The sequence below is a fragment of the Pseudomonas sp. 9.3L genome, assembly GCF_058536285.1.
Window position 1 is genome coordinate 2,519,133 of record NZ_JBZUBK010000001.1, and the last position, 11,886, is coordinate 2,531,018.

Sequence of the window (11,886 nt, forward strand, 5' to 3'; positions counted from 1 at the left end):
CCTCAGCAAAAAATAATTAATTATTAAAACAAAAAAATTCACAATCCCACAACCCAAACTATCGTTCCCTAATACTTTCATCTAAGTGCCGTTCCAGCGGGCTCAAGAAATAATCAATAATCCGCCGCTCATCCGTTTTAACCTCTACCGTCACTGCCATCCCGGGGCTCAGCACCCTATGCTCTGCCCCACCCGACAAGTGACTTTCATCCAGCTTTACTTTCGTACTGTAAATAAGCCCCCGCTTTTCATCCTCGATAGCATCGTGCGATACGCTTATAACCTCACCAGAAACGGTTCCGTATTTAGTAAAGGTAAAGGTCTCGACTTTCACCGTAACCTTCTGCCCTGGATGCACGAAGCCGATGTCTTTGTTTTCTAGCATGGCCTCCACCTCAACCGGCTGATTTTCCGGCACCAGGGTAAGAAGCGGCTGAGCAGGGGTAACTACTCCGCCCACAGTATGAATGTTCAGTTGCTGCACCGTACCGCTGACGGGTGCTTTAAGTGTGGTGAGCAGGTCCTGGTACTGAGCCTTAGCCAGGTCTTGAGTCAAAGCGTTCGCTTTTTGCTCTGACTGTTGCAGTAGATCCAGCATTGCGCGTCGGGTTTGGGCAACGATGCCCTCCGCGCGGCGCTCTGCTTCCTGGCGGGCCGCGGAGGACTGAAGCAGGCTTGCGTGCTGTACGCTGAGTTGCCTTTCGATTTCCAATCGAGCTTGCTCTTTCTCAAGATAAGCGTGTCGGGCGATGTATTGCTTTTCCAGCAAGTGCTGATAATCGTCAGCCAGCTTGGCGGCGATGGGGAGGCTTTTCTGCAGCCCGGCCACTTGGGCGCGGGCGGCTTGCATATCCGCCTGGCGCTGCTGTACTTCCGCCGCAGCCGTATCTAGGCTGCTGCGGTATTCAAGGTATTGGCCTTGCACCCAGCGATCAGCGGCCAGCACTTGAGAGGGGCTGGTACCGCTGATTCGGTCGAGCAGGGGCTTGGGTGGCCTTTTTGCGTTAATTGCCTCCAACATTGCCGCTGCCCGTGCTTGGTCGATACGGGCGGCAATCAGATCGCTGGTAACCCGCCCCATGTCTGCTTCGGCCGCTGTCGCGTCGAGTTCGAGCAGCACGTCACCAGCCTTGACCTGCTGGCCATCGACCACGTGGATGGCCTTGACGACGGCAGTTTCGCTGCTCTGGATAACCTTGCTCTTACCACTTGGAATGACCTTTCCGTTAGCGGTCGCGACGATATCGACTTTGCCCACGCACGCCCATATCAGCGCTATCGAGGCGAACAGCACAATCCCCCACATCATCATTCGCGGCGCCGGATGGGTAGGCTTTTCCTGTAGCTCCAGCGCTTCAGGCAAGAACTGTATTTCGTGAGCCACGCGTTGCGGTGCCTCCATGGCGTGGCGATGCTTCCAAGACTGCCGCCAGGCGCGCCTGTATCGATGGGCGAGGCCGTTCTTCTCAGGCTTGTGCATGGCTGCTGCCTCCTTGTTGCAAGCGGTGCAGCCGGGAATAGTGCCCTGCCTGATGAGTGAGTAATTGCGCGTGGCTGCCCTCTTCCACAATCTGGCCCCGGTCCACCACGATAATGCGGTTCGCGTCCCTTACCGCTGACAACCTGTGCGCGATGATAATGACGGTGCGCCCCTTGCATATGGACTTCATGTTCTGCTGCACCACACGCTCGGACTCATAATCCAGCGCGCTAGTGGCTTCATCGAAAATAAGCACACGCGGGTTGCCCATCAGGGCGCGGGCAATCGCGATACGCTGTCGCTGGCCCCCCGACAGCGACGCACCGTGTTCACCCACTACAGTGTCATAGGCTTCGGGCAGCTCCATGATGAAGTCATGGGCGCCCGCCAAGGTAGCAACCCGGATAACGGCTTCCAAAGGCGCACCGGGGTCCGCAAAGGCGATGTTCTCGCGAATGCTTCGATTGAAGAGCATGTTGTCCTGGAGCACGACACCAATTTGGCGCCGCAGCGAGGACACGTCGGCGAGTGCCAAGTCCATGCCATCAATTAATACGCGGCCGCGCTCTGGCACATAGAGCCGCTGTAGCAGCCGAGTGAGTGTGCTCTTACCAGAGCCGGATCGGCCGACAACCCCAATCACTTCGCCCGCCTCGACCGTAAGGTTGATACCTCTCAGAATTTCCGACCCGTCCGGCCGGTAGCGAAAATGTACCTGATCAAACTCAATCCGGCCTTTGATGGGGGGCAGCGTGCTTTTGTTGGCCTGGTTGAGCTCATTCTTGGTATTGAGAATATCGCCAAGCCTCTGAACGGAGACACCCGTTTGTTGAAAGCTGGTCCAGAGTTGAGCAAGCCGCATGATGGGCTGAGCGACACGCCCAGCCAGCATATTAAAGGCAATCAGTTGCCCCACCGACAAATGCCCGTCAATTACCAGCTTTGCGCCAAACCACAGCGTTGCAACGGTAACGAGTTTGCCAATCAGCGATACGCTTTCGTTGGCTACGTTCGAAAGTGTTTGGCTCTTGAAACCTGCGGCCACGTAGCCTGCCAATTGGGTGTCCCACTTTCTGATGACCTGCGGCTCTACCGCCATGGCTTTTACGGTGTCGATGCCATTGACGGTTTCTACGAGAAAGGCTTGGTTCTCTGCACCTTTGGCAAAACTCTCGTTTAGCCGCGCGCGCATAAGAGGCGTAATCAGAACGGAAACTGCCACGTACAACGGAAGCGACAGAACGACAATCAACGTCAGCCAACCGCTGTAGTTGAACATCACGGCGATAAACACCACGGAAAACAACACATCCAACACGAGTGTGATCGCGTTCCCGGTCAAGAAGCTTCTGATGTTCTCAAGCTCACGCATACGCGCCACAGAGTCGCCCACCCTGCGTGCTTGAAAGTAGGCCATTGGCAAGGTGATGAGATGGCGAAACAACCTTGAACCCAGTTCCACATCGATGCGGCTGGCAGTATGAGAAAAGATATAGCTACGAAGCCCGGACAGGGCAGACTCGAACAGCATCACGCCTGCCAGGCCAACGGCGATGACATCGAGTGTTGTCAGGCCGTGGTGCACCAGCACCTTGTCCATCACCACTTGAAAGAAAAGGGGCGTAACGAGGGAGAAAATTTGCAAGATGAACGAAGCCAGCAGCACTTCACCGAGCAATTTTCGATATTTAACGATGGCCGGAATGAACCAGGTGAAATCGAAGCGAGAGGTTTCAGTGCCACTGGCAGCCTGTGTCTTTACCAATATAAGCCCCCCATTCCAGCGCGCGTCGAGTTGCTCAAGTGTGATCACTTCAGGCCGCTGGGAACGGGGGTCATGGATCAAAGCCTTACCCTGGTCCAGCTTCGCAAGCACGAAGTAGCCGCCGCTCACATCGCACGCAATCGCAGGTAATGGCGTGCGGTTGAGGCGGTCGCTGGACGTATACACGGCCTTGGCTTTCAACCCAATTTTCTTGGCCGCAAGCAGCAAAGAAGGTTGAGACAAGGGCCCCTCAGCGCTACCAAACTCATGAATGAGCTGGTCGGGCGAAACAGGGCACTGATTTATACGTGCCAGCATTACTAAACAGGCCATGCCGGTATCCAGCACAGGGGTGTTGTCTGGAGCGGCTATAGGTTTCGCTTGATTGAGCATTCGGACTCCTGTCTGTGCGCGGTGCCGCACCATGGAATTAACGTGTTCGCGTCGCAGAATGCTCGGCGCCAGACTGCATGGTTTTTTCCGGTAGCTGTAGTGATCCAGGAGGGAGGAAGTCCCGATCAGGGTCATAATCTGGTTTCAAGTACAGGGCCAGGGCCTGTAAGTCCGTGGGCGCGAGGCTGCCCGCGGCTTGCTTAAGCTTTAAGGTGTCGATGATGTAGTCATAGCGTGCGTCGTTGTAATCGCGCACGGCGGGGGACTGTCAGAAATTTTGTGTTCGGGCATAACATGAGCGAAAGGAGCCTGTATGCCGACCAAAAAGAAACCTGCGCGCCAACCACTGAGAGATCTGCCCAAAATCCCGAAAGAGTTGCTTGAGTCTTTCGGTGAAGGGCTGATGACCGCCGATGCCATCGAGATGGCTTCTGCGGCGTTCAAGAAGGCCTTGATCGAGCGCGCCCTGAGTGCCGAACTGGGTCACCATCTGGGCTATCCATCGGGCGCGCAGCGGCCGGAGGATGAAACCAACCAGCGCAATGGTAAAAGCGGCAAGACGGTTCTAACCGGCGATGGCCCGATTCGGCTGGAGATTCCGCGTGATCGAGATGGCAGTTTCTCCCCCATCCTGATTCCCAAGCACGAGCGCCGTTACACCGGTTTTGACGACAAGATCATCGCCATGTATGCCCGTGGCATGACCGTCAGAGAGATCCGTGCGTTTCTTTGCGAGCAGTACGGCACGGACGTGTCGCCGGACTTCATCAGCTCTGTAACTGACGAGGTCATGGCAGAGATCGGCGCGTGGCAACAGCGGCCCCTGGAGCCGATGTATCCCGTTATTTTCTTCGATGCCCTGCGGGTCAAAATCCGTGAAGAGGGGCTGGTCCGTAACAAGGCGATCTACCTGGCGCTGGGTGTATTGCCCAACGGAACCCGCGATATCCTAGGTATCTGGATCGAAACCACGGAAGGCGCCAAGTTTTGGATGAAGGTCTTCAACGACCTCAGGACACGCGGCGTCGAAGACGTGTTGATCGCGGTGACCGATGGCCTCAAAGGCATGCCAGAAGCCCTCAGCGCCGTGTTTCCAGAGACGACCTTGCAGACCTGCATTGTTCATTTAATCCGCAACAGCCTTGATTACGCGGCCTGGGATAAGCGCCGCGAATTGGCCAAGGCGCTCAAGCCGATCTATCAGGCAGTCACCGCCGAAGCGGCCGAGCAAGCGCTGGATGCCTTTGAACAGGGGCCCTGGGGCAAGCAGTACCCCACAGTCGTGGCGGCTTGGCGACGCGCGTGGGATCGAGTCATTCCATTCTTTGTATTCCCGCCTGCCATCCGCAAAGTGATCTATACGACCAACGCTATCGAGAGCATCAATGCGCAGTTGCGTAAGATCATTAAAACCCGAGGTCACTTCCCGACCGACGAGGCCGCGACCAAGCTGATCTGGCTGGGGTTACGCAATATCACGGCCAAATGGGGCAACGCAGCCCATGATTGGAAAAGCGCGATGAATCAGTTCGCAGTTCTGTACGGAGATCGATTTATCAGGCCGACCTGGTAAAGCATGGCTTGCCTAACGGCAGGCCGTTATTGGCCCGCACACAAAAAATCTGACAGGCCCCACGGCGGCGTACAGTTGACGTTGGGCGTTGAGTACATCGGCAATATTGCGTGAACCCACCTCTACGCCCACCTGATTCGCTTCAACTGACTTAAGGCCTGAAAAAATACTCTGACGGCGGGCAAATACTTGTTCGATATCGGCGTTAATGCCGCGAAACGCATTGCGCGTGTTGAGTACAACTTCGCGGCGCTTGTCTTCTTGTTCATCCTGGCTTTGGTACAGGCGCTCGGTGGATTCTCGAACTTGGGAACCCGTCATGCCACCGCTGTATAAGGGTATGTTCAGCTCCACGCTGATACTGCTTTGGGCGACATTGCCGCCATAGCCGTTGGTACCAAAATCAGTGGGGTTGTTATAACCGAAGCTGTCATTGTCCCCTTTTCGATAAGAGGCAACGAGGTCGACCGTGGGCGCATAGCCGGCCTTGCGCTGTGAAATGGTTTGCTGCGCGGCACCAATGGCTTTACCTGTTGCAAGCAGTTGGAGGTTCTGCTGCACTGCTTTTTCGACCCAAACACTTGGATTGGCGGGCATAGGGGGCTCTGTCGGCAGTTGGTGCCCCATGCCTACGATGGACGCATAGCCAGCGTTGGTCAGCCGCGACAATGCCTCAAAAGCATCCTCGACTTTACGTTGGGCAAGCTGGCGATTAGCACGTGCATTGTCGAACGCGGCCTGAGCATCGTAAACATCAGTAATGCTCGAAGCGCCGTCTTCTAACTTCCCTTGAACCTGGTCACGCTGACGCAGCAGAGCCGCTTCTTCTGCCTTAGCCGCAGCCAGGGCATCCTGCGCGCGCAGGATCTCGAAGTACGCTTGCGCCGAAGTGAGAATCAACGCCTGCTCTTTGGCCGCAAGTTCCAACTCAACGTGGTCAACAGATAATTTAGCCGCTTGGAGTTGGTACCAACGATCCGCATGGAACAGGGGTTGGCTTAGATTGGCTTGAAAGGTGTTTCCGCTGCGTTCGCGCGTAAGTGCAGGCCTATCACGATCAAGGCGTGTGATCTCTGTCTTGGTGCCTGCGCTGATATTTGGCAAAAGCCCAGCGATAGCTTGAGGTATAGCCTCGGCCTGCCCTCTGAACGCATGGCGAGCAGCGGAAAGCTGTGGATCGTTAAGCAACGCTGCTTGATAGACACCCAGTAAGTCGGCCCTGGGCGCCATTTCAGTCGCGAATGCAGCGGCTTCTATCCCAGGCAGCACGAAAACCAAAAATACAAAGCTGATGCCCGCACGGCTTGTCATTTCCAGTCCTTCAAAGGCCTTCAGTAAGGCGCTTTGCGCCGGGGACGCCATGTCCTCCGTTAGGCTTTCGGCAACAAGGATCCGAACTTGAATGCGGTTACTGGCTAATTGCTATAAGTCGCTATACAAGCAGCGCTATGTAGCAGCCTCGCTTGCTAGCGACCGGCCTCACATCTCGCTGAAGCCGGTCGCCGCCAAGGCGGGCTGCTACAAGCAGTGGTGATCTTCAATGCTTCGTAGCAGCCTAGCTTGCTAGCGACCAGCCTCACATCTCACTAAAGCCGGTCGCCGCTAAGGCGGGCTGCTACAGGCGGTGGTGATCTTCAATGCCTCGTAGCAGCCTAGCTTGCTAGCGACCGGCCTCACATCTCACTAAAGCCGGTCGCCGCCAAGGCGGGCTGCTACAGGCGATGGTGATCTTCAATGCCCCGTAGCAGCGTAGCTTGCTAGCGACCGGCCTCACATCTCGCTGAAACCGGTCGCCGCCAAGGCGGGCTGCTACAGGCAGTGGCGATCTTCAATGCCTCGTAGCAGCGTAGCTTGCTAGCGACCGGCCTTACCCTGGGTTGAAACCGGTCGCCGCCAAGGCGGGCTGCTACAAGCAGTGGTGATCTTCAATGCCTCGTAGCAGCGTAGCTTGCTAGCGACCGGCCCTACATCTCGTTAAAGCCGGTCGCCGCCAAGGCGGGCTGCTACAGGCGGTGGTGATCTTCAATGCCTCGTAGCAGCGTAGCTTGCTAGCGACCGGCCTTACCCTGGGTTGAAACCGGTCGCCGCCAAGGCGGGCTGCTACAAGCAGTGGTGATCTTCAATGCTTCGTAGCAGCGTAGCTTGCTAGCGACCGGCCTCACATCTCGCTGAAACCGGTCGCCGCCAAGGCGGGCTGCTACAGGCAGTGGCGATCTTCAATGCCTCGTAGCAGCGTAGCTTGCTAGCGACCGGCCTTACCCTGGGTTGAAACCGGTCGCCGCCAAGGCGGGCTGCTACAAGCAGTGGTGATCTTCAATGCCTCGTAGCAGCGTAGCTTGCTAGCGACCGGCCCTACATCTCGTTAAAGCCGGTCGCCGCCAAGGCGGGCTGCAACAGGCGGTGGTGATCTTCAATGCCTCGTAGCAGCGTAGCTTGCTAGCGACCGGCCTCACATCTCGCTGAAACCGGTCGCCGCCAAGGCGGGCTGCTACAGGCGGTGGTGTCTCCAACTCTTCGTAGCAGCGTAGCTTGCTAGCGACCGGCCTCACATCTCGCTGAAACCGGTCGCCGCCAAGGCGGGCTGCTACAGGCGGTGGCGATCTCCGATGCCTGGTAGCAGCCTAGCTTGCTAGCGACTGGCCTCACATCTCGCTGAAACCGGTCGCCGCCAAGGCGGGCTGCTACGGTCGGTGGTGATCTCTGATCCTATGTAGCAGCGTAGCTTGCTAGCGACCGGTGCTATAGCGGCCGCTGCATATGAATGGTCTGCCACACCGGGTCGGGATCGACCGCCGCCACCTCAAAGCCTTGCCGCTCCCAAAACCCCACGGCGCCTGGCAGGAAGGGGTGGGTATGCAGGTACATGAGGTTTACTCCAGCAGCCTCGGCGTGGCGTTGCAGGTGTTCGTACAAAGCAATAGCAATGCCGGTGCGGCGGTACTCGGGTAGCACGAACAGCCTTACCACCTCCACAACGTGCAGCCCCGGATAAGGCAAGGTGTCGAAGCGCCGGTCGTAAGGGACGTAGCCGATTATGCCGACCAGGCGGTTGCCCTCGCGAGCGGTGAGGAAACAGCCGGCGCCTTGGGTATACACCTGCTCGAAGGCCGCCAGGTCAGGCGGCGTCGGGGTGCCAGCGAGCAAGGGGAAGGTAAGCTCGCGGGCCGCCAGGGCAAACACCACCACCTGCGCGACCTCGTTGGGTTGGACCTGTTCGATACGCCATTGCACGTTCAAAACACTCTTCTTTAACGATGAAAACTTTTGCCCACGCTTTAGCGTCTGAGTTACATACCTCGCCATGTGGCCGCGCGCCCAGGATAACCCTGCTCAATGTCTGAACAATCCAAAGACCTTCACGCGCGAGTCGATAACACTCAAAACGCGGACCTTTCCGCGCCGGGCAAGAATATCTTCTTTGCGGCGGTGTCCACGACGCGTATGCCCATGGTCGTGACAGACCCCAAGCAACCGGACAACCCGATCATCTTCGCCAACTCTGCGTTCCTGTCCATGACTGGCTATGACACGTCGGAGATCTACGGGCGCAATTGCCGACTGTTGCAGGGCACGGATACTGACAGCCATGTGGTGGCCCAAGTGGGCCGCGCCGTCAAAGAAGAGCGAGACATTTCAGTAGAAATGCTTAACTACCGCAAGGATGGCTCATCGTTCTGGAACGCGCTGTTCATTTCGCCGGTGTACAACGACGCCGGCGACCTCACCTACTTCTTCGCCTCTCAGCTGGACGTTAGCCGTCGCAGGGATGCCGAAGATGCGCTGCGCCAGGCCCAGAAGATGGAAGCGCTCGGGCAATTGACCGGGGGCATTGCCCACGACTTCAATAACCTGCTGCAAGTGATGGGCGGCTACGTTGACCTGGCCGACCGGGCCGCCAGCAAGCCGACCGTAGACGGCGGCAAAGTGGCCCGGCACCTGTCGCTGACCAAGGGCGCCATCGACCGTGCTTCTGTGCTGACTCAGCAACTGCTGGCGTTTTCTCGCAAGCAGAAGCTTCAGGGGCGCGTCATCAACCTCAACAACATGATCGACCAGATCACGGCAGTGGTTGAGCGGGTGATGGACAGTGAGGTGACGTTCAATGCCGACCTTGAGCCGGACCTGTGGAACTGCCGCATAGACCCCACCCAGGCGGAAGTGGCGCTGTTGAATATCATCGCTAACGCCCGCGATGCAATGGCGGGCCGAGAGAAGCCTGCGCTCAGCCTGGAAACCCGCAATATCCATGTGGACCCTGCCAACGCCAAGCACTATGACGGCATGGCCGCCGGCCGGTACGTGTGCATCGCATTGACAGACAACGGGTGTGGCATGCCCGAGAGCATCATGAGCCGTGTGATGGAGCCTTTTTTCACCACCAAGGAGGAAGGCAAAGGCACGGGGCTCGGGTTGTCCATGGTGTATGGCTTTGCCAAACAGTCCGGTGGGGCGGTGCGGATTTATTCCGAAGAGGGGGTGGGCACCACGTTGCGCATGTACTTCCCGGCCGACACCGCGGACGTCACTGCCCTTGAGGAGCCCAAGCGCAACGTTGCCGCCACGGGCTCTGAATCGGTGCTGATCGTCGAGGACCGCGACGACGTGGCGCAGCTGGCCAAGACCGTGCTCGACGACTTCGGCTACCAGACCAGGGTGGCCAATAGTGGCGCTCAGGCGCTAGAGATACTGGCTGCCACTGAGAAAGTAGACCTACTGTTTACCGACGTGATCATGCCCGGTGGCATGAACGGGGTGATGCTCGCCCGTGAGGCCCGCAAGCGTTACCCCGACATGAAGATACTGCTGACTACGGGTTATACCGAAAACGCCATCGAGCGTACCGACACCAATGGGCAGGAATTCGAGGTGCTGTCCAAGCCGTACCTGCCTAACGTATTGGCAAGCCGGATCCGCCGCGCCCTCGATGGCCCTAACGGCGTAAGTTGAAGGCGGCCCCCCTGTGAGGGTCGGGCGGCCTTAGCTGGGCCGCAGTGGCTGGGCCGCAGTGGCCTTACACCTTAAAGCGCTTGGCCAACTCGCCCAAACCATTGGCCAGGCGCGCCAACTCTTGGCTGGCGCTGTGGGTCTGTTCGGCGCCTGCCGAGGTTCGGATGGACAGGTCGCGGATACGCACGAGATTACGGTCCACTTCCCTCGCCACCTCGGCCTGTTGCTCGGCGGCGCTGGCGATTACCAAGTTACGTTCGTCGATCCCTGCTACAGCCTGAGAGATGATTTTCAAGGCGTCATTGGCCTGGGTGGCTTGGGTCTGGGTGGAGCGAGCCTGGTCGGCGCTGGTCAGCAGGGCGTCCACGGTCTGAGTAGTGCCTACCTGAATGTTGCTGATCATGCTCTCGATTTCGCGGGTGGATTCCCCTGTACGGTGCGCCAGGGAGCGCACTTCGTCTGCTACCACGGCAAAACCCCTCCCCGCCTCACCGGCGCGGGCCGCTTCGATCGCGGCGTTGAGTGCCAACAGGTTGGTTTGGTCAGCCACGGCGCGAATCACGTCCAGCACCTTGCTGATGCCATGGGTTTGTTCGGCCAGTTGCGTGGCCTGGCCGGAGGCGTCCAGCACGTTGTTGGTCAGCGAGCCGATGGCGGTGAGGGTGGCCTGAAGTTCGGCCTGGCCGGTACGCGCGGAGTCGCTGGCAATGCGAGAGTCGGATGAGGCCGACACAGCGTTGGACGCCACTTCTTCTACCGCCTGGCTCATCTCGGTCACGGCAGTGGCCGCCATTTCGATTTCCTGGTTCTGCTGTGACAGGCTGCTGGCGCTCTCGCTCATCACCGCGCTCATTTCCTCGCTGGCCAAGGCCAACTGCTGGGCAGAGCCATTGATTTGGTCCAGCGTCTGGCGAAGAGTAGCCTGCATGGAGGCCATGGAGGTCAGCAACATGGCCGCTTCATCCTTGCCGGAGGTGTCCAACTGCCCAGTCAGATCGCCTGCGGCAATCCGCTGCGCAGCCGCTACCGCCGTTTCCAGGGGCGCGGTCAGGCTGCGGGTCATGCGCCAGGACAGCACGATGGTCAGGCCCAGTGCGGCCAGGATCGCGGCGATGATCAGGTCACGGGTTTCGCTATAGAGGATGGCGCTGAAGGTGTCGTGGGCATTGGCTTCGGCCAGGTTCTGCTCTTGTAAGGCGGCGGCCAGGTCATTCATCTTGCCGCCGGCAGCCGCCATGCTATTGCTCACCAAGGCGCGAGCGCCTTCGATGTCGCCTTGGTCAATCAGGGCAGACACCTGCCCCGCTGATTGAACATAGGCCTTGTACGTCTGCTGCAAGCTGTCGAAATTCGCGCGCTCACTGTCAGTGCCGACCATGGGCTGGTATTTGGTCAGAAAGCCATCGATCACCTTGCTTATGCTGCCGATAGTCTGCTGCGTTTGCGCAGCACTGGCGGGCACCGCAATCAACCGCAGCACTTCGATTCTCAAGCGTGCCATGTTCATGGCAATGCCATCACTGGTGGTGATGCCGGGAATGCTCTCCCGGGTCAGAAGCTCAGTTTCACTGCGGAGGTGTGCCATCTGGTACAGGCTGGACAAGCCCAGTGCGGTCACGATGGCACAGATGAGGCCGAAGCACAGCACGCTGCGCTTGGCGATAGTGAAGGACCGTAGGTTAAAAGTGGACATACCGTTCGCCATTCCATCTAGCAGGAGGATGCCCA

7 protein-coding genes and 1 pseudogene are annotated in these 11,886 nt (G+C 58.2%); 2 read left to right on the forward strand and 6 right to left on the reverse strand.

The annotated features are described in order from the left end of the window. Window positions 1-58: 58 nt before the first annotated feature. The 3 genes and pseudogenes from AC4LE2_RS11575 to AC4LE2_RS11585 all read right to left on the reverse strand — a co-directional run. Window positions 59-1,480: an HlyD family type I secretion periplasmic adaptor subunit gene (locus AC4LE2_RS11575; RefSeq protein WP_491825901.1), complete on the reverse strand. Its 1,422-nt coding sequence runs from the start codon at window positions 1,478-1,480 to the stop codon at window positions 59-61. Continuing rightward, the gene (locus AC4LE2_RS11580) at window positions 1,467-3,638 is read right to left on the reverse strand and encodes a type I secretion system permease/ATPase (RefSeq protein WP_491825902.1); all 2,172 of its coding nucleotides are present in this window, start codon (window positions 3,636-3,638) and stop codon (window positions 1,467-1,469) included. Before AC4LE2_RS11580 ends, AC4LE2_RS11575 begins: the two co-directional genes overlap by 14 nt. Window positions 3,639-3,675: 37 nt before the next feature. Then, window positions 3,676-3,897: pseudogene (locus AC4LE2_RS11585) on the reverse strand (channel protein TolC); the annotation flags it as partial. 54 nt (window positions 3,898-3,951) lie between these two features. Here AC4LE2_RS11585 and AC4LE2_RS11590 point away from each other — a divergent pair. Continuing rightward, window positions 3,952-5,211 carry an IS256 family transposase gene (locus AC4LE2_RS11590; RefSeq protein ID WP_491823437.1) on the forward strand — a complete coding sequence of 420 codons (1,260 nt, stop codon included), beginning with the start codon at window positions 3,952-3,954 and terminating at the stop codon, window positions 5,209-5,211. 12 nt (window positions 5,212-5,223) lie between these two features. Here the strand turns inward: AC4LE2_RS11590 and AC4LE2_RS11595 are convergent, their stop codons facing one another. Further along, the gene (locus tag AC4LE2_RS11595) at window positions 5,224-6,573 is read right to left on the reverse strand and encodes a TolC family outer membrane protein (protein WP_491825903.1); all 1,350 of its coding nucleotides are present in this window, start codon (window positions 6,571-6,573) and stop codon (window positions 5,224-5,226) included. 1,377 nt (window positions 6,574-7,950) lie between these two features. Then, a complete protein-coding gene (locus AC4LE2_RS11600; protein ID WP_491828118.1) occupies window positions 7,951-8,442 on the reverse strand; it encodes a GNAT family N-acetyltransferase in 492 nt (163 codons plus the stop codon). A 102-nt stretch (window positions 8,443-8,544) separates the two neighbouring features. Between AC4LE2_RS11600 and AC4LE2_RS11605 the strand changes: the two genes are divergently transcribed. After that, on the forward strand, window positions 8,545-10,158 hold the full coding sequence (locus AC4LE2_RS11605) for a histidine kinase famiy protein (RefSeq protein WP_491825904.1): 1,614 nt from the start codon (window positions 8,545-8,547) through the stop codon (window positions 10,156-10,158). Between the two features lie 64 nt (window positions 10,159-10,222). On the opposite strand, the gene AC4LE2_RS11610 is transcribed toward AC4LE2_RS11605, so the two are convergent. Continuing rightward, window positions 10,223-11,851 carry a methyl-accepting chemotaxis protein gene (locus AC4LE2_RS11610; RefSeq protein WP_491825905.1) on the reverse strand — a complete coding sequence of 543 codons (1,629 nt, stop codon included), beginning with the start codon at window positions 11,849-11,851 and terminating at the stop codon, window positions 10,223-10,225. Window positions 11,852-11,886 lie beyond the last annotated feature (35 nt).

What these genes read in the sequence shown, in the direction of transcription:
- AC4LE2_RS11575 (WP_491825901.1), bottom strand. Translation starts at nt 1,480, where the DNA reads ATGCACAAGCCTGAGAAGAACGGCCTCGCCCATCGATACAGGCGCGCC.
- AC4LE2_RS11580 (WP_491825902.1), bottom strand. Translation starts at nt 3,638, where the DNA reads ATGCTCAATCAAGCGAAACCTATAGCCGCTCCAGACAACACCCCTGTG.
- AC4LE2_RS11590 (WP_491823437.1), top strand. Translation starts at nt 3,952, where the DNA reads ATGCCGACCAAAAAGAAACCTGCGCGCCAACCACTGAGAGATCTGCCC.
- AC4LE2_RS11595 (WP_491825903.1), bottom strand. Translation starts at nt 6,573, where the DNA reads ATGGCGTCCCCGGCGCAAAGCGCCTTACTGAAGGCCTTTGAAGGACTG.
- AC4LE2_RS11605 (WP_491825904.1), top strand. Translation starts at nt 8,545, where the DNA reads ATGTCTGAACAATCCAAAGACCTTCACGCGCGAGTCGATAACACTCAA.
- AC4LE2_RS11610 (WP_491825905.1), bottom strand. Translation starts at nt 11,851, where the DNA reads ATGTCCACTTTTAACCTACGGTCCTTCACTATCGCCAAGCGCAGCGTG.